27 protein-coding genes and 1 pseudogene are annotated in these 26,213 nt (G+C 68.6%); 13 read left to right on the top strand and 15 right to left on the bottom strand.

The genetic code is table 11. From position 1 onward, the window contains the following. The first annotated feature begins 13 nt into the window (after positions 1-13). Complete coding sequence (locus ABH933_RS36745) at positions 14-877, top strand: MaoC/PaaZ C-terminal domain-containing protein (RefSeq protein ID WP_429424576.1); 864 nt, start codon at positions 14-16, stop codon at positions 875-877. Positions 878-929: 52 nt separating this feature from the next. On the opposite strand, the gene ABH933_RS36740 is transcribed toward ABH933_RS36745, so the two are convergent. Beyond that, on the bottom strand, positions 930-1,088 hold the full coding sequence (locus ABH933_RS36740; RefSeq protein WP_429424574.1) for a hypothetical protein: 159 nt from the start codon (positions 1,086-1,088) through the stop codon (positions 930-932). Positions 1,089-1,358: 270 nt separating this feature from the next. Between ABH933_RS36740 and ABH933_RS36735 the strand changes: the two genes are divergently transcribed. The 3 genes and pseudogenes from ABH933_RS36735 (at position 1,359) to ABH933_RS36725 (ending at position 2,192) form a co-directional block, all read left to right on the top strand. Then, positions 1,359-1,604, top strand: a complete 246-nt coding sequence (locus ABH933_RS36735; RefSeq protein ID WP_429424812.1) for a WXG100 family type VII secretion target — start codon at positions 1,359-1,361, stop codon at positions 1,602-1,604. Continuing rightward, positions 1,601-1,849, top strand: a pseudogene (locus ABH933_RS36730) (WXG100 family type VII secretion target); the annotation flags it as partial. The gene ABH933_RS36735 and the pseudogene ABH933_RS36730, both read left to right, overlap by 4 nt. A 64-nt stretch (positions 1,850-1,913) precedes the next feature. Further along, entirely contained in the window at positions 1,914-2,192 is a 279-nt protein-coding gene (locus ABH933_RS36725; protein WP_429455222.1) for a pentapeptide repeat-containing protein, read from the top strand. A gap of 140 nt (positions 2,193-2,332) precedes the next feature. Here the strand turns inward: ABH933_RS36725 and ABH933_RS36720 are convergent, their stop codons facing one another. From ABH933_RS36720 to zapE, 7 genes are all read right to left on the bottom strand, one after another. Further along, positions 2,333-2,782, bottom strand: coding sequence for a hypothetical protein (locus ABH933_RS36720; protein WP_429424572.1), 450 nt, complete (start codon positions 2,780-2,782; stop codon positions 2,333-2,335). Continuing rightward, entirely contained in the window at positions 2,779-4,053 is a 1,275-nt protein-coding gene (locus tag ABH933_RS36715; RefSeq protein ID WP_429424570.1) for a DUF58 domain-containing protein, read from the bottom strand. Before ABH933_RS36715 ends, ABH933_RS36720 begins: the two co-directional genes overlap by 4 nt. After that, the gene (locus ABH933_RS36710) at positions 4,050-4,301 is read right to left on the bottom strand and encodes a hypothetical protein (RefSeq protein WP_429424568.1); all 252 of its coding nucleotides are present in this window, start codon (positions 4,299-4,301) and stop codon (positions 4,050-4,052) included. Before ABH933_RS36710 ends, ABH933_RS36715 begins: the two co-directional genes overlap by 4 nt. Beyond that, on the bottom strand, positions 4,298-5,260 hold the full coding sequence (locus tag ABH933_RS36705) for an AAA family ATPase (RefSeq protein WP_429424566.1): 963 nt from the start codon (positions 5,258-5,260) through the stop codon (positions 4,298-4,300). Before ABH933_RS36705 ends, ABH933_RS36710 begins: the two co-directional genes overlap by 4 nt. A gap of 23 nt (positions 5,261-5,283) precedes the next feature. Continuing rightward, a complete protein-coding gene (locus ABH933_RS36700) occupies positions 5,284-5,805 on the bottom strand; it encodes a hypothetical protein (RefSeq protein ID WP_429424565.1) in 522 nt (173 codons plus the stop codon). After that, on the bottom strand, positions 5,802-6,746 hold the full coding sequence (locus ABH933_RS36695) for a DUF4129 domain-containing protein (RefSeq protein ID WP_429424563.1): 945 nt from the start codon (positions 6,744-6,746) through the stop codon (positions 5,802-5,804). Before ABH933_RS36695 ends, ABH933_RS36700 begins: the two co-directional genes overlap by 4 nt. Positions 6,747-7,212: 466 nt before the next feature. Next, complete coding sequence (gene zapE, locus ABH933_RS36690) at positions 7,213-8,160, bottom strand: cell division protein ZapE (RefSeq protein WP_429424561.1); 948 nt, start codon at positions 8,158-8,160, stop codon at positions 7,213-7,215. A gap of 81 nt (positions 8,161-8,241) precedes the next feature. Between zapE and ABH933_RS36685 the strand changes: the two genes are divergently transcribed. Continuing rightward, a complete protein-coding gene (locus tag ABH933_RS36685) occupies positions 8,242-8,814 on the top strand; it encodes a TetR/AcrR family transcriptional regulator (RefSeq protein WP_429424559.1) in 573 nt (190 codons plus the stop codon). 213 nt (positions 8,815-9,027) lie between these two features. Further along, a complete protein-coding gene (locus tag ABH933_RS36680; protein WP_429424557.1) occupies positions 9,028-9,969 on the top strand; it encodes an LppU/SCO3897 family protein in 942 nt (313 codons plus the stop codon). Between the two features lie 138 nt (positions 9,970-10,107). Here ABH933_RS36680 and ABH933_RS36675 read toward each other — a convergent pair whose 3' ends face one another. Genes ABH933_RS36675 through ABH933_RS36650 form a run of 6 tightly spaced genes read right to left on the bottom strand, consistent with a single transcriptional unit; the run spans position 10,108 to position 17,134 of the window. Further along, on the bottom strand, positions 10,108-11,280 hold the full coding sequence (locus tag ABH933_RS36675; RefSeq protein WP_429424555.1) for a lipid-transfer protein: 1,173 nt from the start codon (positions 11,278-11,280) through the stop codon (positions 10,108-10,110). Then, entirely contained in the window at positions 11,277-11,693 is a 417-nt protein-coding gene (locus ABH933_RS36670) for a MaoC family dehydratase (protein WP_429424553.1), read from the bottom strand. The genes ABH933_RS36675 and ABH933_RS36670 overlap by 4 nt, the downstream gene beginning before the upstream one ends. Further along, complete coding sequence (locus ABH933_RS36665; RefSeq protein ID WP_429424551.1) at positions 11,690-12,634, bottom strand: bifunctional MaoC family dehydratase N-terminal/OB-fold nucleic acid binding domain-containing protein; 945 nt, start codon at positions 12,632-12,634, stop codon at positions 11,690-11,692. Before ABH933_RS36665 ends, ABH933_RS36670 begins: the two co-directional genes overlap by 4 nt. Positions 12,635-12,644: 10 nt before the next feature. Further along, the gene (locus tag ABH933_RS36660; protein WP_429424549.1) at positions 12,645-13,814 is read right to left on the bottom strand and encodes an acyl-CoA dehydrogenase family protein; all 1,170 of its coding nucleotides are present in this window, start codon (positions 13,812-13,814) and stop codon (positions 12,645-12,647) included. Beyond that, the gene (locus tag ABH933_RS36655) at positions 13,799-14,863 is read right to left on the bottom strand and encodes an acyl-CoA dehydrogenase family protein (protein WP_429424547.1); all 1,065 of its coding nucleotides are present in this window, start codon (positions 14,861-14,863) and stop codon (positions 13,799-13,801) included. The genes ABH933_RS36660 and ABH933_RS36655 overlap by 16 nt, the downstream gene beginning before the upstream one ends. 27 nt (positions 14,864-14,890) lie before the next feature. Beyond that, positions 14,891-17,134 carry an acyl-CoA dehydrogenase family protein gene (locus ABH933_RS36650; RefSeq protein WP_429424545.1) on the bottom strand — a complete coding sequence of 748 codons (2,244 nt, stop codon included), beginning with the start codon at positions 17,132-17,134 and terminating at the stop codon, positions 14,891-14,893. 150 nt (positions 17,135-17,284) lie between these two features. On the opposite strand from ABH933_RS36650, the gene kstR reads away from it, so the two are divergent. The 6 genes from kstR to ABH933_RS36620 all read left to right on the top strand — a co-directional run bounded on the left by kstR (position 17,285) and on the right by ABH933_RS36620 (position 24,168). Continuing rightward, positions 17,285-17,956, top strand: a complete 672-nt coding sequence (gene kstR / locus ABH933_RS36645) for a cholesterol catabolism transcriptional regulator KstR (protein WP_215915488.1) — start codon at positions 17,285-17,287, stop codon at positions 17,954-17,956. 295 nt (positions 17,957-18,251) lie between these two features. Continuing rightward, a complete protein-coding gene (gene otsB, locus ABH933_RS36640) occupies positions 18,252-20,825 on the top strand; it encodes a trehalose-phosphatase (RefSeq protein WP_429424543.1) in 2,574 nt (857 codons plus the stop codon). Positions 20,826-21,027: 202 nt separating this feature from the next. Next, entirely contained in the window at positions 21,028-21,936 is a 909-nt protein-coding gene (locus ABH933_RS36635) for a metal ABC transporter solute-binding protein, Zn/Mn family (RefSeq protein WP_429424541.1), read from the top strand. Positions 21,937-22,382: 446 nt separating this feature from the next. Then, a complete protein-coding gene (locus ABH933_RS36630; protein ID WP_429424809.1) occupies positions 22,383-23,156 on the top strand; it encodes a metal ABC transporter ATP-binding protein in 774 nt (257 codons plus the stop codon). Beyond that, positions 23,153-23,290 (top strand): hypothetical protein, encoded by a 138-nt coding sequence (locus tag ABH933_RS36625; protein WP_429424539.1) that lies wholly within the window; start codon positions 23,153-23,155, stop codon positions 23,288-23,290. The genes ABH933_RS36630 and ABH933_RS36625 overlap by 4 nt, the downstream gene beginning before the upstream one ends. Beyond that, positions 23,287-24,168 carry a metal ABC transporter permease gene (locus ABH933_RS36620; RefSeq protein ID WP_429424537.1) on the top strand — a complete coding sequence of 294 codons (882 nt, stop codon included), beginning with the start codon at positions 23,287-23,289 and terminating at the stop codon, positions 24,166-24,168. Before ABH933_RS36625 ends, ABH933_RS36620 begins: the two co-directional genes overlap by 4 nt. 132 nt (positions 24,169-24,300) lie before the next feature. Here ABH933_RS36620 and ABH933_RS36615 read toward each other — a convergent pair whose 3' ends face one another. After that, a complete protein-coding gene (locus ABH933_RS36615; protein WP_429424535.1) occupies positions 24,301-25,218 on the bottom strand; it encodes an A/G-specific adenine glycosylase in 918 nt (305 codons plus the stop codon). Between the two features lie 347 nt (positions 25,219-25,565). On the opposite strand from ABH933_RS36615, the gene ABH933_RS36610 reads away from it, so the two are divergent. After that, positions 25,566-26,189 carry a carbonic anhydrase gene (locus ABH933_RS36610; protein ID WP_429424533.1) on the top strand — a complete coding sequence of 208 codons (624 nt, stop codon included), beginning with the start codon at positions 25,566-25,568 and terminating at the stop codon, positions 26,187-26,189. The last annotated feature ends 24 nt before the right edge of the window (positions 26,190-26,213 follow it).

The following is a 26,213-nucleotide window of genomic DNA, read 5'->3' as shown; positions in this document are numbered from 1 at the left end:
GCTAGGAGAACAGATGCCGATCGACCCGACCGTGGCGCTGGGCGCCGAACTCCCGACCCAGGAGTTCGCGTGGACCCCGTCCGACGTGCAGCTCTACCACCTGGGCCTGAGCGCGGGCGCGCGCTGGACCGACCCGGGCGAGCTGCGCTACCTGCACGACACCGCCCCGCAGGTGCTGCCGACGTTCGCGACGGTCGCGCCGACCATGCGGGTCACCGAGCCGCCCCGGGTGAGCTATCCGGGCGTGGAGATCGACCTGGCCAAGGTCGTGCACGGCAGCCAGGAGGTCGTGGTGCACCGGCCGATTCCGGCCGCGGGCAAGGCCAGCAGCACCGGGCGCATCACCGAAGTGTGGGACAAGGGCTCGGCGGCGGTGATCGCGCACGAGACCACCGTCACCGGTTCGGACGGCGAATTGCTGTGGACCGCACGCTCATCGATCTTCGCCAAGGGCGAGGGCGGCTTCGGCGGCGAGCGCGGGCCCAGCAGCAAGATCGAATTGCCGGACCGCGCGCCGGATTTCGACATCACCACCCCGACGCTGCCGCAGCAGGCGCTGCTCTACCGCATGTGCGGCGACCGCAACCCGCTGCATTCGGATCCCGAATTCGCCCGTGCCGCAGGATTTCCCAACCCCATCCTGCACGGGCTGTGCACCTACGGCCTGGTCTGCAAGAGCGCGGTCGACACGGTGCTGGACTCGGACGCGAGCCGCGTCACGGGATTCCGGGCGCGTTTCGCGGGCGTGCTCTACCCGGGGGAAACAATTCGGTCCCGAATGTGGTTGAAAGGTAATGAGCTCGTCATCGCGGCCACCGTGGTGGAGCGCGACGAGGCCCCGGTGCTCGGCGACGTGAGGCTGACCTTCACCTCCTGAGCCCCCCAGACCCCGCCGCCCCGGAGCCGGAAGGCTCGGCAGTGCCCCCTCATCACACTGCCGGGCCCGACCCGCCGGGGCGGTGGGCCGTACTTTCGGGGGTGTCGCCGGACTTCCACACCGAGCCAGGGTTCGCGGCGGAGTTCATGTCTGCGTCCTGGATCTGCACATCATGGCGTCGGTCGGCCGCCGAGAACAGATCCCAATCCACCGTTACAACAGCTCCTCCTTTGGCGCACAACCGATTCGAGCACATCGGCCGCCACATTCACCGTCGTGCCTACCAGGGCTTTCAAAGCGAAAATATCTCTGGTGCGCGTCATACCGACCAGTAGTAGCGTGTCGATTCTGACGTGGTTGTCAACACGCAGCCGGAGCCGGACTTGTGTCAGCGTCGAATTTCATGAGTGTGAGTGGGGGAAATTCGGACCTGTCAGTAGTCCCATCCGATGTCTCGGCGCTCGGGAAGTAAGCCTACGACCTGGCCGAAATTCTGCGGTCATCGCTGGCCGACGCGGGACGCGAGGTAGATGCTCTGACTTCGGGCGGCTGGAGCGGCTCGGCGGCGGCGAGTTTCGGCAACGGGTGGAACGAGTGCCGCGACGGTGGCACGAAAATCATCGACGCACTCACGACGATGGCATCCTCACTCGGCGTTACAGCGGACGCATACCGTGCTCAGGACAATCAATTCGCCTCCGAGGTATCCAGCCTGGATCTGCCGTGACCGGCGAGTACAGCGTCGACCTCGAACAACTCGACAACATCGTCACCCGCCTGTCGAGCCTGGCGGGATTCCTCACCGAACACCTGGACACCCTGGATCACAAGAGCGCCGCCGTGCACTCCGGCTCCTGGACCGGCGCGACCGCGACCGCACACGAGACCGCGCACCGCGAATGGGCCTCTGCCGCACGCGAACTCGTCCAAGGGGTCAGGGACATGAGCACCGCCGCACGCAACGCACACACCCAATACACGGCCGTACAGTCCGCGAACACCCGCATGTTCACCAAATCTGTTTCGGGCATCCTTCATGAATTCGAATCTTCGGCGCGCGAACCTGCGACGCTGTCAGCTCAGCTCTACAAGCCTCCGGGGAGCAGATCTGCGCGATTCGGATTTAAGAGGTTGTCAATTCGGGCCCAGTCCGGCTCGCTTGTCGGAGGCGCTGATGTCGGGCTCAAATTTCAGCGGCTCCGAAGGTCAGGTTCGAGGTCCGATTCGCATATCCGATGACAACGTCTTGGATGGCGCCGATCTTCAGGAATGGTTCGCCCTGAATGGAGCGCCTGGCCTTCACGTCATCGTTTGACGACGAGATTATTTATCCGGCGGTGCTTTTATCGAGGTGATCTCATCGAAATTTATGTGAGCCCGCCGTGTTCGTAATGAGTGAGGCGTGTGTGGCCTTGACAATGGTGCCGCGAGGGCGCGCAGCTCTGGCCACGGACGTCACCGTTCAGGCGCGGCATCCGACTCGGTGCGGGTGAGCGCGAGACCGCGCACCACCGCGGCGTACAGCAGCACCACCAGGACCGGGGCGGCCAGGGGGACCCAGGCCAGGTGGCCGGGGACCACGGCGGCCAGGACCGCGGCGCCTGCGAAGGTCACCGCGCCCGCCACCGAGGGCACCGTGGTCGGGACCACCCCGTGCGGTGCGGAAACCGTCGCGGTGTTCAGCAGATAGGTGGTCGCCACCAGTCCGGTCGCCGCGGCCTCCACCGCGCCGGTGTCGGACCAGGCCAGCGTCGCGAGCGCGAGCAGGACCGCGCCCACCGCGCCGAGCCGGTAGCGCCAGCCCGCGACGACCAGCGCGAGCGCGGGTATAGCGGCCCAGGGCAGCATGATTCCCGCCGCGAGGGTCAGCAGCAGGCCGGACAGGACCGCCAGGAATCTCGTCATCGCCGCACCCGCATCACCCGGCGACGATCCGGAAGCACCCGCATCACCTGATCCAGCCGGGCGCCCTCGGTCCAGGCCACGATGTCGACGCCGACGGTGCCCATGTCACGGTACATCGACATCCGCTCGAGCTGCCACATGCGCGCCAGCGTGGGATTCAGGTGCTCGTGAAACGGCGTGCCCCGCAACACATCCACGACCACCACCACATGCCCGCGCTTGCGCAGATCGATCAGCGCCAGGGCGAACTGGGTGTCCAGCAGCGTCGAGAACGCCACCACGATCGCCCCGATCGGCACCGCGGCGTGCGGAGCCAGCGAACCGGAGGTGCTCAGGTGCTCGTCGCCGACGTCCAGCACCGTGTCCACGATGCGGTAGAACTGCCGGCGCCCGATATCTGCGCGCAGCCAGCGGGGCGCCTGCCCCAGGCAGACCACCGCGGTGCGATCCCCGGCCTGTAGCGCGGACTGGGCCACCTGCGCCGCACCGCGCACCGAGAGCTCCATGGACTCCGAGGCGGGACCCGGTGCTTGCAGCGAATTATCCACCAGCACAACGACATCCGCCGCGCGATTGATGAGCCGCTCGGTCACGAAGAGGCGTCCCCGACGTGCGCTCACCGGCCAGTTCACCGTCCGCAGCTGATCCCCGGGGGTGTAGGCGCGGATATCGGCGTACTCGACGCCCGGGCCGTGCCGCGAGGTCAGATGGGTGCCGATCCGCTCGGGATATTCGGTGCGCGGCAATCGCATAGGCTGCGGGTCGGCGATCGGATACACGTACACCTCGCCGGCGGGCAGGCTCAGCGCCGCGACGGCCAGTCCGGCCGGGTTCAGCGCCGTCACCCGCATCGTCACCGGATAACGACCCCACCGTGCCGCCGACAGCGCCAGGCGCACCCCGGCCGGGGCCGCGCCCGAATCCGCCGCGTCCTCGAGGCGCATCTCGAGACCGGGCGACGGTTCGGGCCTGCAGCGCAGCAGCGCGTGCCCGTCCTCGACGAAGGCGGCCGCGCTCAGCACCACCTCCTCGGATTCGAAGCAGCGCAGCTCACCCGCGCCGTCCACCTGAATCCTGGTGCGCGCCAACTGAAGCGGTGCGGTGACAAGCACGCCCAGCATCGGCGCGGCGAAGACCACCAGCTGCCAGCGGCCCATGATCACCGCCGCCGCCAGCGCGACGGCCGCACAGACGGCCAGCATGTACACCAATGCTGCTGGCCGCCACTGTAATTCGGCCTCGACGACGGACTTCGCATCCCGATGCCTCATCGCCCGGGGTTCCCGTCTGCCGCCATCGCGGCGGGTTCTTCTGTCGTCACCTCGGCGAGTTTCCCGGCCGCCATCCCGGCCGGTTCGGCCGCCGACATCCCGGTGGGCACTCTGGTCACGACCTCGATGGATTCGCCTGCCGCCCCGGTCGGTTCGGCTGCCGACATCCCCGCGCGCATGCGGCCGGGATCTCGCGTCGGAGCCCGCCCGGGCGCATGCCGGACCGACGAGTGCGAGGCCTCGCTCATGTTGCCGACCCGCGCGGAACCGGCAGGCGGCGCAGGAGTTCGGCGATCACGTCCTCACCGCGGATGCGGCGCACCCACATCTCCGGGCGCAGCGTGATGCGGTGCGCGATGGCCGCGACGGCCAGGGCCTTCACGTCCTCGGGGACGACGTAGTCGCGGCCCAGCAGCAGGGCGCGGGCGCGGGCCATCTGCACCAGATCCAGCTCCGCGCGCGGACTTGCGCCCACCTCCACCTGCGGATGCCCGCGGGTCGCGGCGGCCAGGGCGACCACGTACGTCACGACATCCGGGTGCACGGTGACGAATTCGACCGCGTTGCGCATCTCCATCAGGCCCGCCGCGTCCACCACCTGGCCGACCTGCGGGGGCACCGCGCCGCGCTCGAGGCGGCGGCGAATCATCTGGGTCTCGTCCTGCTCGGACAGGTAGCCCAGGCGCAGCTGCATAGCGAAACGGTCCAGCTGCGCCTCGGGCAGCGGATAGGTGCCCTCGTACTCGATCGGATTGTCCGTGGCCAGCACGATGAAAGGCTGTGGCAGCGGGAAGGTTTCGCCGTCGATGCTGACCTGGCCCTCGGCCATCGCCTCGAGCAGCGCCGCCTGCGTCTTGGGCGGGGTCCGGTTGATCTCGTCGGCCAGCAGCATATTGGCGAAGACCGGCCCCTTGCGGAAATTGAAACGGCCGGAATTCATGTCGTAGATGGTGGAGCCGATCAGGTCCGCGGGCAACAGATCCGGCGTGAACTGCACCCGCGTGAAATTCAAACCCAATGCGGTGGCGAAGGACCGGGCGATGAGGGTCTTGCCCAAGCCGGGCAGATCCTCGATCAGGACGTGACCGCCCGAGAGCACGGCGATCATGATCAGCTGCAGCTCGTCGCGCTTGCCGACCACGACCCGCGATACCTCCCGCAGCACCGCCTCGGTGCGCTTGACGGTCGCGTCCAATGGTTTCGTCATAACTGCACGTGTTTCCAAATCTGTCACATTTCCTGAAGCCGGCGCAGGATCTCGTCCAGCGCGGCACGTCCCGGTGCGCGTGATTTATCGTCCCGCAGTGCGGAATTGGCCGGATCGACCCAACGCCACAATTCCGGGCCGAATTGCAACTGTCCCGCGGTCTCGGTGGCGCGCCGGTTCTTCGCGATCCGATGACCGCTGGACAGCTCGAATTCCTTGGCCAGCAACGGCCGCAGATGCCGGTCCCAGTCCGCCCGGGTGCCGTCGGCGCGATCGGCCAGCATTTCCGCGCGGGCCAGCCAGCGCTGCAGCATGTCCGCCGGGCCGTTCGCAATGTCGTCATCGGCCGGATCCACCCTTTCGGGGCGGTGGGTGCGTGCGGCCAGCGACCACACCAGCAGTGCCAGTGCCGCAACCACCGGGACGCCCGCCAGCACCGGCAGCAGCGAGCGCCGGGCGTCGATGCCGATGGTCTCGACCAACAGGATCACCGCGATCGCGAGGCCCACGATCGCCGTGCGGGCCGGGCCGGCCAATTCGTTCATGCCTGTTCTCCCTGCAGATCCCGCAGCACGATCCGCAGCAGCTGCTCGGCGCGCATGCGCTGCCACTCCAGCATCGAGTGTGGGCTGAACCGCGCCTCCTCGAACAGGGTGACCAGCTCGCGGGCCGATGCGTCGCGCAGGGCCCCGCGGTCGAACGCGCGCGCCAGCACCTCCGAGGGGGTGTCGGAGATCAGGGGTGCGACCTCGCGCGCTACGGCGAGGCCACTCTCCATAGCGACATAGCAGGCGATGATGGCGGTGCGCGCGTCCCGCCCCGAGGCCATCATGGCGGCCAGGCCCATCTCGGCGACCTGGGCCAGCGAGACCGCCGGGTCGGCGGTCACGGAAGGGGTATCCACCCCGGGCGCGGCGCCCCGCCGACGGGTGCCGACCGTGACGACGGCCAGTCCCACGACCGCGACCATGAACAACCCGCCCGCCGCCACCCCGGCGACGAACAGCGCGGCCCCGGTCAGGTGCGGTTCCACGGACGGCGTCGGCGTGGGCTGCGGCGTCCCGGACGCGGGCGCGGCGGTGCTCGGCTGCGCCGCGGCATGCTGCGCCGGGGGCGCCGCGTGCCCGCCCGTGAGCAGATACACCACCAGGATCAGCGCAACGACCAGCGCGATTCCCGCCAGCGCGAGCACCACGTACAGGCCCAGCCGACTGAGGCGAATGGGCTGGCGGTCCCGGGCGCGCTCACGCCCGGAATCGGGCAGGGCCAGCGGCAGCCGATGCTGGCTGGTGATCACTCCCGCCAGCAGAATCACGATCGATACCAGGCAGAGCACCGGCATCAGCGCGACGGTGACCAGCGAGGGCGGCGAGACGCCGAGCGGCCGACCGCCGCCGGGGATGTATCCCCGCAATGCGACGACGGCGAACACCAGCAGCGCGATCGACGCGATCGCCCGTGGTATCGCCGAACCCACCCCGATCATGGGCCTCTCTCCGGAACCTCGCACTGCTCGAAACAGCCATATGGTTGCATGCCGGACGGTACGTGAGGACCGGAATCGAAACACGTATCAACTTTTGCCCCCGTATCTGCCCCCATCCCCAATTACGGCGCGATCCACTTGTGATGAGTGATAGACCGCGCGGATATCCGACGCGGGGACGCCGGAGTCCCGAACGCGGTGGGCGCAGCGTGCGAAAGCAGCGAAAGGCCGGGCGGGACGATAAGCCGACTGCCCGTTATAACCGCCCGCCACCTGCGGTGATGCTGCACACACTCAGACGTCGTTACCTACTACACATTGTAGTGTGGGGGCCATGTGGATCATCCCCGTCGTCTGTGTTGTCTGTGCCGTTGCCATTGGTGTCATCTTCCCCCTGGGCTTCCCGAAGGACTGAATCCACATCCGGGTCGTGACGCCGACCCGGAAAATCATCGGTAATCACGACTCAGCACACGCTGCCCGTCACTTCACGCAGTTCGGCGAGGCGGCTCGTGGTGCGAGCGAGATCGGGGACGTCGGAGACCCCGCGGGCCAGTGCCGACAGCGGGGCGGCGGCGCGGATCGTGAGTGGCAGGTCGGCGTCGTAGAGGACATCCACGAGGTTGACGAAGCGGGTCGCCCAATCCATCGGGACCCGGTGCAGCTCCGGGACATTGCCGACCGTCCAGCGGCGGTAGGCACCGGTCAACTCGAGGTAGTCCGCCGCCGACAGCGGGGTTCCGCACAGTTCGGCGAAATCCGCGGCAAGGCAGTCCGGTTCACCGATATCGGCGGCCACACTGCGGTGTGCGATGGGAATTCGTGACGCCGCCGGAATTTCGATCGCGGGGCCGATGATGTACTGCCCCTGGGCGAATCGGCCCGTACGAGCGCCGAGGGCGCGATAGTCCCGCGGGCCATCCACCGCGACCACGTCCAGCCGGCGGCGAATCTTCTCGATGACCGGCTCGAAGCGCTTGTGCATCAGCGGATTCGGGAGCAGACCCTCCGGCGGATAGTTCGAGGTCAGCACGAGGGTGATGCTGCGCGCGAAGGCGGCCTCCAGCAGCCGGCCGATGAGCATGGCGTCGCCGATGTCGTGGACGTGAAACTCGTCGAAGCAGACCAGCTCGGCATCGCCCAGCATCGCCGCGATCGCGTCGTCGATCGAGCGGTATTCGCCCACCGCGGAATGCAATCCGGCGAAGAAGCCGTGAAAGTGATAGCGGCGCTTGCGATGCCCGGCGACGTCCGCGAAGAAGGCGTCCATCAGCATCGTCTTGCCCCGGCCCGGCCTGCCGTACAGATACACCCCGCGCGGCCGATGCCACCGGGCGCCCATCCGCTCCCCCACCGCCCGCAATCGCGCCCGCGCGGCCATCTGATCCGCGTCGAGAATCGGTGATTCGTTCATCTCGCACCTCCTCCTCTACACATGTAGAGGTTCATCTACACTTGTAGAGGATTACCGTGCTGACCGCGAGAAAAGGTGACCATGTCCACAGCCGATCGACGCACCCTGATCGTGGACGGCGCGACCGACCTGATCGCCACCCGCGGCCTGCGGGCCCTGACCCACCGCGCCCTCGATACCGCACTGGAGCTGCCCGCGGGCTCGACGTCGTACTATTTCCGCACCAAACGGGCCCTCGTCGAGGCGATCGTGGACCGGATCACCACCCGCTCCCACACCGACTTCCTGGCCGCCGACCTCCCCGCCTCCGAACCCGGCGAGATCGCGCACGCCATCGCCGTCTGGCTGGATCGCCTACTGGCACAGCGCCGCAACCAGCTGATCGCCCGGCACGCGCTGATCATCGACCTGCTCGGCGACGCGGATATGCACGTCCGCCTGACCGCGTCGTTGTTCTCGCACGATCATGCGACCCGTCTGTTCGCGGGGCTCGGCTCGGTCGAACCCGCCACCGCCGCAGCCGATTTCATCGCGGTGCTCGAGGGGCTGGTTTTCGATCGCTTCGCGGGCATGCGAAGCACGACAGCGACCGGAAATTCCGCGCGCATCGCCGAGCTGACAAGAGTGATCGAGGCTCAGCTTGCCTGTGCGTAACGAGCCAGCCGCCGAACGCGGCGCACTGCCCGGCGCTGTGAAAAGCGGGTGGCAGGGAATGCCGCATACCTGTAACGTGTCGGCCATTGTACGGGGACCCTCGGGGGACTTTGCCGAATCATCAGCGTGTGAACGCTATTGAGGCGTGCACAAACATGCGACGCATGTTTCACCGATTCCCTTGGTGGACATAGAGATCACAGGAAATAGCGAATGCAGCCGCAGTTCCCGCAGGGCCAGCCCAACAATCCCCAGGGGCAGCCCGGGTATCCGCAGCAGGGCCAGCCCGGCTATCCCCAATCCCCCGAATATCCTCAGGGACAACCCGGTTACGCCGCCGCGAACCAGCCCGCGCCGGGACAGGCGGGGTATCCGCCTCAGGGGCAGCAGCCCGGCTATCCGCCCCAGGGGCAGCAGCCCGGCTATCCGCCCCAGGGGCAGCAGCCCGGCTATCCGCCGCAGGGACAGCAGCCCGGCTATCCGGCGCAGGGACAGGGGCAGGCCGGATACCCGTCGCAGCAGCCAGGCTATCCGCAAGGCCCGCAGGCGAATCCGGGCGTGGCGCCGAACGCATGGCCGAACGCACCCATCGGCGGGCAGATGATCGGGTCCTCCGGGCCCGGACCGGGACTCAGCAGCATCGGAGGACGAGTCGCGCGCGGCGCGGGTTTCGGGGTGATGCGGCTGGTCATCTCGCTGATCGTGCTGGTGGTGCTGGCCGTGGGCGGCTGGGGTTTCCATCAGCTGACCAAGTCCGACGCGGAGAAGGTCCAGGTGGGCCAGTGCGTCAATCTGTCCGGCACCTCGACCGATCCGAAGTTCAAGATCACCTCGTGCGACGGCATGGAGGCGAACTACAAGGTCGTCGACAATCAGAACGGCAGCACCTGCGCGGACGAGGCCGACGCGAGCGCCTGGCAGACCGGCAAGTACAGCTACCACCTGTGCCTGCAGCTGAATGCGAAGCAGGGCGACTGCATCCACAACGGCGCGGACTACCACACCAAGGTGGACTGCAGCTCGTCCAATGCCGACACGAAGATCGCCCAGGTGCTCAACAGCACAGACGAAAACGGCTGCCCCGACAGCGCGACGAAGTACCTCAAGTACACCAAGCCCGCCGCGATCGTGTACTGCCTGGGACCGACACACTGATACCGCAACGCCCCCGCGAGCGAGCTTGCGAGTGAGCCATCAACACAGCGCATTATGCTCAGCGGAACCGAGCGCCAGCGAGGTGTAGCTGAGCATGGCGCGGCTCGCGGGGGGTGGGGTTCGGACCTGGAACCGGAATCAGTTCGTGCTGAGCACCAGGCCCGAGGTCGGCACGCCGGTGCCGGCGGTGACGACGATATTCCGCAGGTCGGCAACGGGATTCACCGAGGTGCCGCGGATCTGGCGCACGCCCTCGGCGATGCCGTTCATGCCGTGAATGTAGGCCTCGCCGAGCTGACCGCCGTGGGTGTTCAGCGGCAGCCGCCCACCCATCTCGATGGCCCCGTCGGCGATGAAATCCCGGGCCTCACCGCGCCCGCAGAAGCCGAGTTCCTCGAGCTGCATCAGCACGAACGGGGTGAAGTGGTCGTACAGGATCGCGGCCTGCATGTCGTCGGGGCGCAAACCGCTTTGCGCCCACAGCTGTTCGCCGACCAGTCCCATCTCCGGCAGACCGCTCATCGCGTCCCGGTAGTAGCTGGTCATGACGTACTGATCGGCGCCGGAACCCTGTGCGGCCGCGGCGATCACGGCTGGCTTCTGTGGAAGATCCCGTGCCCGTTCGACACTCGTGACCACGATCGCCACGCCGCCGTCGGTCTCCTGGCAGCAGTCCAGCAGATGCAGCGGTTCGGCGATCCAGCGCGAATTCTGGTGCTCCTCCAGCGTGATCGGCTTGCCGTAGAAGTGCGCCGCCGGATTCACCGCGGCATGCTTGCGATCGGCCACCGCGACCCGGCCGAAGTCTGCACTGGTGGCGCCGTAGACGTGCATGTAGCGCCGGGCCACCATCGCCACCTGCGCGGCCGGGGTGCCCAGGCCCTGCGGATACGACCAGGCCGCGTCCACGCCCGAGGAGGTGGGGGCGGCGGCGAGCTGGGTGGAGAACTGCCCGAATCGATGCCCGGAGCGCTCGTTGAACGCCCGGTACGCCACGACGACGTCCGCGACGCCCGTGGCCACGGCCATCGCCGCCTGCTGCACGGTCGCGCACGCCGCGCCGCCGCCGTATCCGATGTGGCTGAAGAACTTCAGCTGCGGGATGCCCACGGCGCGGGCCACCGCGGCCTGGGTGTTGGTATCCATCGTGAACGTCGTCAGGCCGTCCACGTCGGCCGGCTTCAACCCGGCGTCGTTCAGCGCCGCGGTGACCGCCTCGGCGGCCAGGCGCAGCTCGCTGCGCCCGGAATCCTTCGAGAAATCGGTCGCGCCGATGCCGACGATGGCGGCCTTACCACTCAGCTCGCTCATGCCTGCTCCCGCAATTCGATGACGGCCTTGGCCGTGATGTGGTCGCCCAGGCTGTCCCGCCCGATCACATCGATGTCCACGCGCGTGCCCTCGACAGCGGTCACGGTGCCGGACAGGGTCAGCGTGTCACCCGCGTACAGCGGCACACCCAGCCGCAGCGCAAGGGATTTCACGATCGCCCCGGGCCCGGCCCAGTCGGTGACGAGCCGCTGAACCAGCCCGGTATCGGTGAGGATGTTGACGAAGATGTCCTTCGAACCCCGCTGCACGGCCTTGTCGCGGTCGTGGTGCACGTCCTGAAAGTCCCTGGTGGCCAGCGCACTGCTGACCACGAAGGTCGGATCGGCGTGAATGGCCAGCTCCGGCAGCGTCGTTCCGACCTGCACGGAGGACGCCGAAAGCGTCGTTGTCATCGAACCGCCTTCCAATACGGCACAGTGCTGTCATCGTCGAGCTTTTCGAAGGCCACCTCGACCGGCATGTCCACGCGCACCTGATCGGGCTCGACCCCGCGCAGCTCGCCGAGCACGCGCACGCCCTCCTCGAGCTCCACCAGCGCCACGACGAACGGCAGCGTGCGCCCGGGCACCTTCGGCGCATGGTGCACCACGTAGCTGAAGACGGTGCCGCGGCCGGAGGCGACCACGTAGTCCGTGTCCTTCGCCTTGTCCTGCCACAGCGCCGGGATCGGCGGATGCCGCAGCGTACCGTCGGGCAGCCGCTGGATCCGCAGCTCGCCGAGTTTGGTGCCCTCCCAGAAGAATTCGGTGTCCTTGGAGACGATCGGCCGCACCCGCTTGCTCAGGTCGTCCTGCGGCGCAGCGGGTTTGCTGGTCCCGGGCGCGAATTTCAGCATCCGGAACGACATCTCGGTGACCGGCTCGTCACCGACATACCAGGTCAGCAGGTAAGTCGCGAACCATCCCTCGCCGAGGGCGGTGCGCTTGGGTCCGGTGAGGTCCTTCAGACGCGTACGCGCATAGGGCTTCTCGCCCAGTCGCAGGTACCGGTGATAGGTCTGCTCACAGTTGGTCGCCACCACCGAGGTGTAACCGGCGGCGTCGAGCAGGTCGTTGACCTCGTTCATCGGATCGTCCGACGGCCGGGCCCCGTGCAGCCCGGGCATCGTCCACACCTGCGCCATCGCGGGCGGCGCGACGATACCGGGATGCCCAGCGGCCCTGGCGGCATCCTCGTCGACATAGATCGGGTTGGCATCGCCGATGGCCTCGACCCAGTTGTTGATCATCGGCTGGTTCACCGGATCCCGGCCGTGGCGGGGGGCGCACTCTCCCTTCGCCAAGATCCGTTCTCCGGCAGCGACGATCTCGTCCGCCGATATGGTTTCCGGCACTGCTCGACTCCTATCTCGGTACGCGCGGCAGCGACAGCCCTGCGGTGGCGATGAGCTCGCGCATGATCTCGTTGACCCCACCGCCGAAGGTCACCACCAGGTTCTGCTTGGTGCGCCGGTCCAGCCAGGTCAGCAGCTCCGCGGTCGCGGGATCGGCCGGGTCGCCGTAGCGGCCGACGATCTCCTCCACCAGCCGCCCGGCCTCCTGCAGCGATTCGGTCGAAAAGACCTTGGTCGCGGAGGCATCGGCGATGACACCGTTGGGATCGGCGTCCGCCTGATCGTGGTTGGCGGCCACCTGCCAGTTCAGCAGCTCGTTGAGCCGGACCATCGCGTGCAACCGGCCCAGCGACCGGCGCACGTCGACCTCGCCGAGAACCCCCTGCCGCAGCGCGAATTCACGCGCCCGGTCGTAGAGCTGCTCGATCTTGCCCGAGGGCCCCAGGCTCACGCGTTCGTGATTGAGCTGGGTGGTGATCAGCTTCCAGCCGCGGTTCTCCTCGCCCACAAGCATGTTCGCGGGCACCCGCACGCTGTCGAAATACGTGGCGTTGGTGTGGTGCGCGCCGTCGCAGGTGATGATCGGCGTCCACGAGTAGCCCGGATCCTTGGTATCGACGATCAGGATCGTGATGCCGCGGTGCCGCGACTCGGTCGTGCCCGTGCGGCAGGCCAGCCAGACATAGTCGGCCTCGTGCGCGCCCGTGGTGAAGATCTTCTGCCCGTTGACGATCCAGTCCCCACCGGCGTCGCGCACCGCGCTGGTGCGCAGCGCCGCCAGGTCGGTCCCGGCCTCCGGTTCGGAATAGCCGATCGCGAAGTGCACGTCGCCGGACAGGATCGGGGGCAGGAACTTCTGCTTCTGCTCCTCGGTGCCGAACTGCTGCAGCGTCGGGCCGACGGTCATCAGCGTCACCAACGGCAGCGGCACGTCCGCGCGCACCGCCTCGTTGTAGAAGATCTGCTGCTCGACCGGACCGAATCCCTGCCCGCCGTACTCCTTCGGCCAGCCCACGCCGAGCCAGCCGTCGTGGCCCATGCGGCGCACCACCGCACGGTAGGCATCGCCGTGGCGATTGATCGCCATCTCGGCCTCCTCCTCTGGAGTGACGAGATCGGCGAAATACGAACGCAATTCGGCGCGCAGCACGCGCTGTTCAGGCGTCAGATCGATGAACATCGGGCTCCCAAACGGTCCAGCCGGAACGACGCGCCGCCGAGCCAGCGGGCGAGGTCCTTGGCCTGTGAGTAGTAGCGATGCAGCGGGTGGGTCACGTCGACCCCGATGCCGCCGTGCAGGTGATGACATCTCTGCATGGCCGCGGGCAGATCCGAGGCGACGGCGTAGGCCAGCACCTCCAAATCGTCATCGATCCGTTCCCGATGCGCGGGGCTGTCGTCGTCCTGCGCCAGGGCCCAGTTGGCCGACAGCGCCGCGGCGTGCAGCGTGCGCGACACCACGTACACATCGGCGATTTCCTGTGCGACGGCCTGGAATTCGGCCAGCGGCCGCCCGAACTGATGCCGGGTGCGCACGTGTTCCGCGGTCAGCGTCAGCACGCCCTTCAGCAGCCCGTCCGCGACCGAGCCGATCGAGGCCAGCGCCAGCCGGTGCAGCTCGGCGATCCCGCCGGGCAGCAGCTGCTCCGCGGGGATCGCGACCTGATCGAAATGCACGGAGAATTCCGGCGTTCCGTCCGACGAGGGGCTCGCCGTGCGAGTGATCCCCTGGGCATCGCCGTCCACGACCGCGATGCCGGAATCGGTCGGCACGAGCATCCACTGGGCCTGCTCGGCATACGGCACGGCGATCTTGCGGCCGGTAACGCGCACCGCATCGCCGTCCCGCACCGCGACGGTCTGCGGTTCGGCCGTGAACGGCGAGCCCGGCTCGTGCAGCGCCGCGGTGAGCACCGCACCCTTGGCGACGGCGGCGAATATCTTTTCCGCCAGCGCGTCGGGAGTCCGGTCGATCAGCGGCAGCGCCCCGAATCCGAGGGTGGCCAGCGCCGGTGTCCGCACCGCATCCGTGGCCAGTTCGGTCAGCATCGCCGACACCTCGAGCAGGCCCATTCCGTCGCCGCCGAAACGCTCCGGCAGCGCCACCGCCAGCAGACCGCTCTCGATCAGGGTCGGCCATAGTTCGATATCGCGCGCGCTATTGCGTTCTAGCAAACTTACGACAACCTCGGCGACAGCGTCCTGACTCTCGTCCCTGTTGAAGTCCAATTCATAGCTCCCGATTGAGGTGTGGACCTAGGCCTGCGTTTCGCGCGGGAGCCCGAGAATCCGTTCGCCGGCCACGGTCAAGAGGATCTGCTCGGTGCCGCCCGCAATCGACAAACAGCGTGTTAACAGGAATTCTTTCACCACTTCCGTTTCCCGCGCGCCCGCGACACCGGCCAGTTCCACGGCGAATTCCGCCACCGCCTGGCGGTGCCGCACGCCGACCAGTTTCCTGACGCTGCTTTGCGGCCCGGGGTCGATGCCGGCCAACATGCGCTGCGCGGCCCGGGTTTCCAGCAATAGTCCCGCAACCGCATCCGATACCAGCGCGCCGATGCGGTCGGCAATCAGTTCCGCACCGGTCCCGGAATCCGGCGCGGCCGCAATGAGCGACTCGAGCTCGTTACCGATTCCGCTGCCGCCCATGGCGACCCGCTCGTTGGACAACGTGGAGCGCGCGATTTTCCACCCCGCGCCCAGTTCGCCGACGAGACATTCATCCGGGACGAATACCTCGTCCAGGAATACCTCGGAAAACTTCGCCTCGCCGGTGATCTGGACCAGCGGCCGAACCTCGATTCCGGGGCTGCTCATATCCACGAGGAAATAGCTGATGCCCTTGTGCTTGGGCACATTCGCATCGGTGCGGGCCAGGCAGATCCCCCAGTTGGCGACGTTCGCCAGCGAGGTCCACACCTTCTGCCCCTGCAGCCGCCAGCCGCCCTCGACGCGAGTTGCGGTGGTGCGCAGCGCCGCCAGATCCGATCCGGCCCCCGGCTCACTGAACAGCTGGCACCAGATCACCTCGCCGCGCAGCGTCGGGCGCACGAAGCGCTCGACCTGCTCGCGGCTGCCGTGCTGCAGCAGGGTCGGCACCGCCCAGTTGCCGATCTGGATGTCGGGCACCGTGATTCCGGCGCCCCGCACCTGCTCGTCGATGAGCGTGCGCAGGATCGGGCCCGCGCCGCGGCCGTACGGCCGGGGCCAGTGCGGGGCGAGAAGTCCGGTGTCCACCAGCGCATCTCGCTGCTGCGCGAGCGGGAGTGCGCCGATCCGGGCGAGATCCGCGGCGAGCTCGGTCGCGTCGGCGGCGTCGAGGCCGACGGCCTCCCAGGCCTGCGCGTCGCTTCGGGCGCCCGCGCCGAAGCCCAGATCCAGGCCCACCGTGCGGCGCTGCCCGGCGCGCACCAGCTCGGTCACCCGCGCCCGCCAGGGGGCCGAGCCGCCCATCAGCTGCCGCAGCGCGACCGCCCGGCGCAGGTAGAAGTGCGCGTCATGCTCCCAGGTGAAGCCGATGCCGCCGAGCACCTGAATGCAGTCCTTGGCGGTCTCGACGACCGCGTCCAGCGCGATCGTCATCGCGATGGCGGCGGCCAGGGGCAGCTCGTCGCTGCCGGCGTCCACGGCTCCGGCGGCGTCGGCCGCGACCGCGCGAATGAGCTCCGCACGGCACAGCATCCACGCGCAGAGGTGCTTCACCGCCTGAAATTCGCCGATCCTGCGTCCGAACTGCTCACGGACCTTGGCGTACTCGGTGGCGGTCTCCAGGCACCAGCCGGCGATCCCGGCCGCCTCGGCGGCGACCAGCACCGCGGCCAGATCCCGTACCGCGCAGGCCGGTTCGAAGACGTGCTCCGCCGGTACCCGCACGCCGGTGCATTCCACGCGCGCCAGCGGCGTGCTGCGGTCCAGCGGCTCGAGGGTGTCCACGCGCAGGCCGGCGGCCTCGGGGGCGACCAGGCACCACGCGTCGCGATCGTCCCGTCGCACCGGCAGCAGCACGGCGGTTCCCGCGGCGGCGCCGATGACGGTCTCCCAGGCTCCGGTGAGTTCGAGATCGCCGGAACCGTTGCCGGGCACCACGACCGGCTCCTCGAGGGATACCCCGCAGGGGGTGTCCTCGGCCACGGCCGCGCCCGTGACGAGTCCGGCCAGCGCCGTCGTCAACACCGGACCGCCCACCAGATCGTGTGCCGCCTGTTCGATCAGCACGGCCAGATCGCTCACGGAACCGTCTGCGTCCTCGGCGCCTTCGGCGACGGCGACGCGGAAGACGCCGAGCCCTACCAGGCTCGGCCAGAACCCGCGCCAGAAATCGGCGGCCGCAGGCTCATTGGAACCGCCAGGGGCGCCCGCGTGCTCGCGCTGCGCTGCAGCCGCCGGCTCCGCCCCGGCAAGACCTGCGCGCATTGTTGCAATCGGGCCGACAGTCGCCGCCCATCCGCGCATCGACTCCTGGACGGCTTTATGCTCGTCACTGGTGGCGATGGTCACACTCCGTACCGCCTTCCCGGCGTGACTGCCACACCTAGAACATGTTCTAATATCTAGGTCGGGCGGAAGTCAAGCGCCGATCCCGGCTACCGCAACGCCAAACGCACCGGCCCGACGGAACACGGCTTGTGCAGGAAAGGACTTACACCGATGGCCAGCCCCTCCCGAGAGCAGGCAGCCGACGCGAGTGGGCAGAACGGCAACCGTTCGCGCACCACGCCGGTGTCCACGCTCAGTGAGGACGAACTCAGCTCGACCGCGCAGCGCGAGCGCCGCAAGCGGATCCTCGACGCCACCCTGGCCCTCGCCTCCAAAGGCGGGTACGACGCGGTGCAGATGCGCGCGGTGGCCGAGCGTGCCGACGTTGCGGTGGGCACGCTGTACCGGTACTTCCCGTCCAAGGTGCACCTGCTGGTGTCGGCGCTGGCCCGCGAGTTCGAGCAGTTCGAGAGCAAGCGCAAGCCGCTGGCCGGGCAGAACGCCCGCGAGCGCATGCATCTGATGCTGACCCAGGTCACCCGCGCCATGCAGCGCGACCCGCTGCTCACCGAGGCCATGACGCGCGCGTTCATGTTCGCCGACGCGTCGGCCGCGGCCGAGGTCGATCGCGTCGGCCGGGTGATGGACCGGTTCTTCGCCCGCGCGCTGAGCGACGACGAGCCCACCGACCGCGAGCTGGCCATCTCCCGCGTGATCAGCGACGTGTGGCTGTCGAACCTGGTGGCCTGGCTGACCCGGCGCGCCTCGGCCACCGATGTCGCCGAACGCCTCGAGTTGACGGTCGACCTGCTACTCGGCTCGGCAACCGACTTCCCGTCCTGACACCCGCCGCCGCGTTCCGCCGAGGCATGGCCAGAAATTTGCTAGAGTTCCCGTCCCGGACATTCCGGGCGGCGGACACGCGGCGAATCCGACGTCGACACACCGATTCCCCCCGGGTTGGCCGATACGCTCGGAGGGCAACTAGCTAACGTACAGCAGCACTTCGCGCAATCGGGGATGCGCACGGCGAGGCAATCGTAAACATCTTGTATCACTGCGCGAACGCACGAGCTATCCCCACCAAGTAAGGTTTCCCGCGCCCTGAAAATCTCCTCCGATCACCTAGGTTGGATGCGTGAGCGCACAGGATTTGCCCATCGAACTTCGCCGTGCGTTGGCGGCGGTAGCCCGTATGCCACGGCTACTAGTCGCCTCGGACTACGACGGGACACTCGCACCCATCGTTTCCGACCCGGCGAAGGCCTACCCCCAACGTGAATCGGTGAGCGCACTGCGCGCGCTCGCCGGTCTGACCGCCACCACGGCGGCCGTCATATCCGGCCGGGCTCTGCGAGATCTCGCGGCTCTGTCTCGCCTCCCGGTCGAGGTACAGCTAATCGGAAGCCACGGGTCGGAATTCGACGTCGGCTTCGTCCACGCCATCGACAACGACGCCAAACAGCTGCTGCAGGAAGTGCAGAGCGCGCTGACCCGGATCGCCCAGGACAATCCGGGCGCCTCGGTCGAGGTCAAACCGGCCAGTGTCGCCCTGCACGTCCGCAATGCCGCCCCCGAGGTGGGCCGGCGCGCGCTGCAGCAGGCCGGCCAGGGCCCGGCCAGCTGGGTCGGGGTGCAGGTGACCGAGGGCAAGGCCGTCATCGAGCTGGCGGTCATCCAGACCGACAAGGGCGCCGCCCTGGACGTCATCCGGCATCAGGAGGGCGCCTCGGCCGCGGTGTTCTTCGGCGACGACGTCACCGACGAGAAGGCGTTCGCGCGCCTGGCCGGACCGGACGTCGGGATCAAGGTCGGCGAGGGCGAGAGCCAGGCCGACTATCGGGTCGCCAGTACCGAGGAGGTGTCCATGGCCCTGGCGTTCCTGCTCGAGGAGCGCCGCACCTGGCTGGCCGGTTCCTCGGCCCCCCGAATCGAGCGGCTGACCATGCTGGCCAGCCCCCGCGCCAAGGCCCTGGTAACCCCCGACGGCACCATCACCTGGTTCTGCCATCCCGAACCCGATTCGGCGGCGGTGTTCGCGCACCTGCTCGGCGGCTCGGAGTCCGGGCACTTCACCGTCGTGCCCGAGCGGCCCGGGCTGCCGCTGTCCCAGCGCTACATCGACGGCACCATGACCGTCGAAACCCGCTGGGCCAGCCTGCAGGTCGTGGACTACCTGCCGCACGACACCGCGCCCGAGCGCACCGACCTGACCCGCGTGATCACCGGCGACGCCAAAGCCGTGGTCACCTTCGCACCGCGCCCGGAATTCGGGCAGGTGCCCGTCACGCTGGTACAGGAATCGTCCGGGCTGCGGGTGCACGGCACCAACGACCCGATCGTGCTGCGGTCCCCGGGCGTGCAGTGGACGATCGCCGAGGAGGGCATCCACCAGTTCGCCACCGCCGTTATCGATCCGTCCCGCGGTCCGGTGGTGCTCGAAATGCGGTGCGGCACCTCGGATCTGGCCCCGGCCATGGTGAGCGAGCCGGACCGGCGTCGCGAGGCCGAGCTGTACTGGCGCGACTGGTCCGAGCAGCTCGAGCTGCCACCACTCAAGCCCGACCTGATGAAGCGTTCCGCGCTGACCCTGCGCGGGCTGGTACACGCGCCCTCGGGCTCCATCCTCGCAGCGGCGACCACCTCGCTGCCGGAGGAGATCGGCGGCGTGCGCAACTGGGATTACCGCTACTGCTGGCTGCGCGATGCCTCGCTGACCGCGCATGCACTGGTGGCGCTGGGCTCGCTGGACGAGGCCGAGAACTTCCTGGCCTGGGTGCACCGGGTGCTGGAGACGCTGGCCGGGCCGGAGCGCCTGCACCCGCTCTACACGCTCTACGGGGAGACCCTCGGCCCCGAGGCCGTGCTGGACCAGCTCCCGGGTTACGCGGGCTCGCGGCCGGTGCGCGTGGGCAACGCGGCCAATATGCAGGTGCAGCTCGACGTGTTCGGCCCGATCGTGGATCTCATTGCCGCGCTGGCCGAGGCGCGCGAACACAAGGGCATCACCGATCCCGCCAAGGTGCTGCCGGATCGGGACTGGGAGCTGGTGATCGCCATGGTGTCGGCGGTGCAGCGGCGCTGGAACGAGCCCGACCACGGCATCTGGGAGATCCGCGGCAATCCGCGCCATCATGTGTACTCCAAGGTGATGGGCTGGCTGACCGTCGACCGTGCGCTGCGGCTCGCGGGCAAGTTCGGCCGGCTGGCCGATCCGGCCTGGGCCGAGTTGCGCGAGACGATCTCCGACGAGGTCAGGGCCAAGGGCTGGAACGACGACGTGCAGTCCTTCACCGCCGCCTACGACGGCACCGATCTGGACGCCGCGACCCTGCACATCGGGTTGAGCGGGCTGATCGATCCGTCGGATCCGCGGTTCGCCGCCACCGTGGTGGCCACCGAGGCGGAGCTGCGCAGCGGCTCTACGGTGTACCGGTACCACCACGACGACGGGCTGCCCGGCGGCGAGGGCGGATTCCACCTCTGCGCGGCCTGGCTGGTGGAGGCGTACCTGCTGATCGGCAAGCGGTCCGACGCGGAGGCGCTGTTCGCGCAGCTGATCGACGTGGCCGGGCCGACCGGGCTGCTGAGCGAGGAGTACGACCCGGTTGCCGAACGCTCGCTCGGCAATCATCCGCAGGCGTACAGCCACCTGGGTCTGCTGCGCTGCGCCCAGCTGCTGAGCCAGCCGGTGGCGGCGCTGGCGCAGTGATTCGCTAGGCCGCTTTACACCTACCCTGATCAGCCCCCTCGACCGTTTCGCCGGTCAAGGGGGCTGGTTCGGTTCCGGCCGGGGTGTCGGGTGTCACAGGACAAAGCGGACAGATCGATACCGGCGGTTCTGGACGCGTGAGCTACATTCAAATGGAAATCGTTTCCGTTTCCGTTATGCAGTAGCGCCAGGAGAACGTCGCGTGCCCCGAAGCCTCACCACCCGGATTGCCGTCATCGCTCTGGGGGTCGCGACCGCCGCGACACTGGCCGCCTGCGGAAACTCGACGAACGAGTCGAACGGGAAGTCCGCCTCCGGCAAGCCCGAGATCGTCGCCTCGACGAACGTCTGGGGCAGCGTCGCGGCCGCCATCGCGGGCCCGGACGCGGAGGTCACCTCGATCATCAACGGCCCCACCGACGATCCGCACTCGTACCAGACCACCCCGACGGACGCCGCGAAGATCCACGATGCGGCCCTGGTCGTCTACAACGGCGGGCACTACGACGAATTCGCCGAGAAGGCCGCCGCCGGGCGCGCCAAGCCCACCATCAACGCCTTCGACCTACGTCCCGCCCCGCTCGCGAGCGATGCCAACGAGCACATCTTCTACAACCTGGACACCGTCAGCGCGGTTGCCGCCAAGATTGCCGGCGATCTCGCCGGCGTCGACGCCGCGCACGCGCAGGCCTACAACGACCGCCTCATCCAGTTCCAGTCCCGGCTCAAGAACGTCAGCACGATCACCGACGAGATCGCCGTGACGCACCCGAAGGCCCCTGTGCTGCAGACCGAACCGATCGCGCACTATCTACTGCTGGCCGCCGAGGCCGAGGATCGCACCCCGCACTCCTTCGAGGAGGCCATCGAGCAGGGCACCGATCCGGCCCCCGCCGATGTGGCCGCCGTGCGAGGCCTGTTGACCGGCAAGCAGGTTCACGCCCTGGTCTACAACATCCAGACCGAGGACAAGACCACCCAGGATGTGGCGGCTACCGCGAAGGCCGCCGGCGTTCCGGTCGTGAACGTCACCGAAACCCTGCCGCAGGGCACCGATTACGTCGGCTGGCAGACCCAGAACGCCAAGGCACTGGCCGCGGCCCTGAGCTGATCGCAGGAAACACCATGTCCACCAGCACCTCCCGCGTCACCGCCGAATCCGCCGAGCCGCAATCGGATACCGATACCGACGCCCCGGCAACGGCCGGCCGGACCGCGTCCGAGAACAATCGAATGCCGGACGGCTCGAGCCACCGCAATGCCACTCGGCTTGACGACGAAAAACCCCCTGCCGCAGCGTCGCTCGACCACGCGGAGGGCGGCGAACCTGAGCTGACAGCATCGAGTCCCGGGCCGGTCGACCTCGAGGACAGCCCCGGCGCGGGCGCACCCGCCGGACTCGACGGCCCCGCAATCGACGATTCCGTAGGTGAGAAATCCCCTGCCGCAGATTCGACCGCATCGGAATCCGAGAGCCTCGTCGGCAGACTTGCAGGCACGGCCGCGCACACCACGCCTGCGGATCGGCAGGGCTCGGCGCCGGGCGGTACACCCGCGGTGCGACTTCGGGGAGCGCGGCTGTCCTACGGGGAGCGGACGCTGTGGGAGGGGCTGGATCTGGAGGTCGCTCCCGGGGAGTTCATTGCGATCCTGGGGCCCAACGGATCCGGGAAGACCTCGTTGCTGCGGATGCTGCTGGGGCAGCTGGCGCCCAGCGCGGGCAGCGTGGAGGTCGCGGGTTCGCCCGCTCGGGTGGGTAATCCGCATATCGGCTATGTGCCGCAACAGAAGACGATCGATTCCGGGGTGCCGTTGCGCGGGGTGGATCTGGTCGGGCTCGGCGTGGACGGGCATCGCTGGGGGCTGGGCTGGCGCGGGCGCAAGGAGCGCAAGCGGAAGGTCGCCGACGCGATCGCGCAGGTGGGCGCGCAGCATTACGCGCACGCACCGCTGGAGTCCATGTCCGGCGGCGAGCAGCAGCGGCTGCGGGTGGCCCAGGCGCTGGTCGGCGATCCGCGGGTGCTGCTGTGCGACGAGCCGCTGCTGAGCCTGGACATGGCCAATCAGCGGCTGGTGGCCGAGCTGATCAACGCGCGCCGGCGCAGTCACGACACCGCCGTCATGTTCGTCACGCACGAGATCAATCCCGTGCTGCCGCTGGTGGATCGGGTGCTGTATTTGGTCGAGGGCGAGTTCCGGATCGGCACGCCCGACGAGGTGATGACCTCCGAGGTGCTCTCGGAGCTGTATCGCACCGAGGTCGACGTGCTGCGGGTGCGCGGTCGGCTGGTCGTCGTCGGCACCGGCGACGCGGCGGGAGACCAGGCATGAGGGACAAGTCATCCGGCCAAGCCACCCAGCGGCTCTACCGGCACACCACCGCCGACTCGATTCCGAGACGTCCGATTCGACTGGCCGTCTTCGGTATCGGACCTGCCGACCGCGGGAAGGACACCATCTCGTGAAGGACAACACGCTCTCGGACATCTTCACCAAGCTGCTGGACTTCCACACGACCGCCGACCTGCTGTCCTACGACTTCGTCCAGCAGGCCGTGCTGGCCGCTGCGCTGCTGGGCCTGCTGGCCGGGGCGATCGGGCCGCTGATCGTGAGCCGCCAGATGTCGTTCGCCGTGCACGGCACCAGCGAGCTGTCGCTGACCGGCGCGGCGGCCGCGCTGCTGGCCGGGATCGGGGTGGGCGCCGGGGCGATCATCGGCTCGGTGGTGGCGGCCGTGTTGTTCGGCCTGCTGGGATCGCGTGCGCGGGAACGCGATTCGGTGATCGCGGTGGTGCTCTCGTTCGGCCTCGGCCTGTCCGTGCTGTTCCTCTGGCTGGGCCCCACCCGCGCCGGATCCAAGTTCTCGCTGCTCACCGGCCAGGTGGTGAGCGTCGGCAACACCGGCCTGTCGCTGCTGTCCATCTGCACGGTCGGCGTGCTCCTCGTGCTCGCCTTCGTCTACCGCCCACTGCTTTTCGCCAGCACCGACCCGGAAGTCGCCGTGGCGCGCGGAGTTCCGGTGCGCGCCCTCTCGGTCGTCTTCGCGGTCCTGCTCGGCATCACCGCAGCATTCGGCGTCCAGATAGTCGGCGCCCTCCTGGTCCTGTCCCTCCTGATCACCCCCGCCGCGGCCGCCGCCCAACTCACCGCGAGCCCCCTGCGCGCGGCCATCCTCTCGATCGTGTTCGCGGAGATCGCCGCCGTCGGCGGCATCGTCCTGTCCCTGGCCCCGGGCGTCCCGGTGTCGACATTCGTGACAACAATCTCGTTCGCCATCTACCTGATAGCCCGACTCGTCGGCTCGAAGACCCGAGGTGCCCGACGCGTCCCCGTCCCGGCTTGACCCTCGAATGCGCCGCTGGCCCACCCGCCACCGGCCCGTCCCGTACGTGATGAGGTAGCCGAAGCCGCCGTAGCGGCGGCTGCCCCCGCAAGGCGCACCTGACTGGCTGTGGCTGGTTCGATGTCGCCCGGGTCAGCCACCCTCACCGGCGAGGGCGAACAGACCGTCCGGGGTCTGCTCGATCAGGCCGTCGGTGAGCAGGGAGTCCAAAGCCCGAGCCCGCTGGCCGGGGTCCCGGGTCCAGGCCAGGTCCAGCGCGGTGCGCTCGACGGGGCCGGAGGCCGCGCGCAAGACGTCCAGGAGGCGGCCGCGGGCCTGGCGGTCCGTGCCGTCGTACTTCTGGGTGCGGCGCACCACGTCCGAGGCGGGGCGACCGGCGACGACCCAGGCGCATTGCGGCAGCGGGCAGCCGTCGCAGTCGGGTGTGCGGGCGGTGCATACTATTGCGCCCAGTTCCATCAGGGCCGCGGAAAATGTTGCGGCGCGGTCGATTCGAGCGGGTAGCAGTGCTTCGGTTTCGACGAGGTCGCGCGCGGCCGGGTTACCGGCCTCCGCCCGGCCGTGCACCGCGCGCGCGACGACGCGGCGAACATTGGTGTCCACCACCGGAACTCGCTGCCCATAGGCGAAACAGGCCACCGCCCTTGCGGTATAGGCGCCGATGCCTGGCAGCCCCAGCAGCACCTCGACATCCCCCGGCACCTCGTCCCCGTGCTCGGCCGCCAGCACCTGCGCGCACTCGTGCAGCCGTAGCGCCCGCCGCGGATATCCGAGCTTGCCCCACGCCCGCAGCACCACCCCAGGCGCGGCCGCCGCCATCGCCGAGGGCACAGGCCACCTCGCCACCCACTCCCGCCACACCGGCTCCACCCGCACCACCGGCGTCTGCTGCAACATGATCTCGCTCATCAGAATCTGCCACGCCGACACCCCCGGCCGCCGCCACGGCAAATCCCGGGCCGTCTCCCCGTACCAGTCGATCAGCACATCGGAATCGATACTCACGCGCCCACCACCCGCTCGAACGACCGCACCGTCGCGCCGACACATCCGAACGAAACCCGCTGCCACACCATCACACCGACCATGATTCACCTCGCCCATCGTCCATCGAATCCGGAGGTACCCCCGGGCCGCGGCGGCATACGACGGGTCAGCCGCAGCATGAGACCATGAGTAGCATTTGAGGGTCATCCAGCAGAAAGTGCGGTCACTTCCCAGCCACATGCGAACAGCGCGGCCCGACACCACCCCGAGCCCGCGCCTGCGCGTAGCATTTCGCCAGCGCACAGCGCCGATCGCCGCACCGCGGCGGCCGGGGGCGGCTGGGCGGATATTTGCCCGGCCGTTACTTGCGAGACTGGCCGGTAACCATCGTCGTATGGAAAATGGGACACATGCCTCATGCCAACCCGATCACAGCCTGGAAGTCCCTCCGCGAGGGCAACGACAGGTTCGTCAGCGGCTCGCTGGAGCATCCGAGCCAGGGGGCGGCCGACCGGGCGAAGCTCGTCAGCGGTCAGCAGCCCACGGCGATCCTCTTCGGGTGCGGTGACTCCCGGGTTGCCGCGGAGATCATCTTCGACCAGGGGCTGGGCGACATGTTCGTGGTCCGCACCGCGGGCCATGTCATCGACTCCGCGGTGCTCGGCTCGATCGAATACGGCGTGGACATCCTGAACGTCCCGCTGATCGTCGTGCTCGGGCACGACAGCTGCGGCGCGGTTGCCGCGACCATCGATGCGCTGGATGGCGGCAACGTTCCCGGCGGTTTCATCCGCGACCTGGTCGAGAAGGTCACCCCGTCCGTGCTGCTCGGCCGCCGTGAGGGCCTGACCAGCGTCGACGAACTCGAGGCACGGCACGTGGTGGAGACCGGACGGCTGCTCATGCAGCGGTCGATGACGATCTCCAACCGCGTGGCCACCGGCGAATGCGCGATCGCCTGCGTCACCTACAAGCTCGAGGACGGCCGCGCGCAGTTGCGCCGCTCGATCGGCAATATCGGCGAAACGGTCTGAATCGGCGAGTCCCGCACCGCGCGC

The organism is Nocardia sp. GP40, from assembly GCF_050434125.1.
In the GTDB taxonomy this organism is placed as follows: Bacteria; Actinomycetota; Actinomycetes; order Mycobacteriales; family Mycobacteriaceae; genus Nocardia; species Nocardia albiluteola.
Note: the sequence above shows the minus strand (reverse complement) of the source record. Positions and strands in the feature narration are given on the sequence as shown.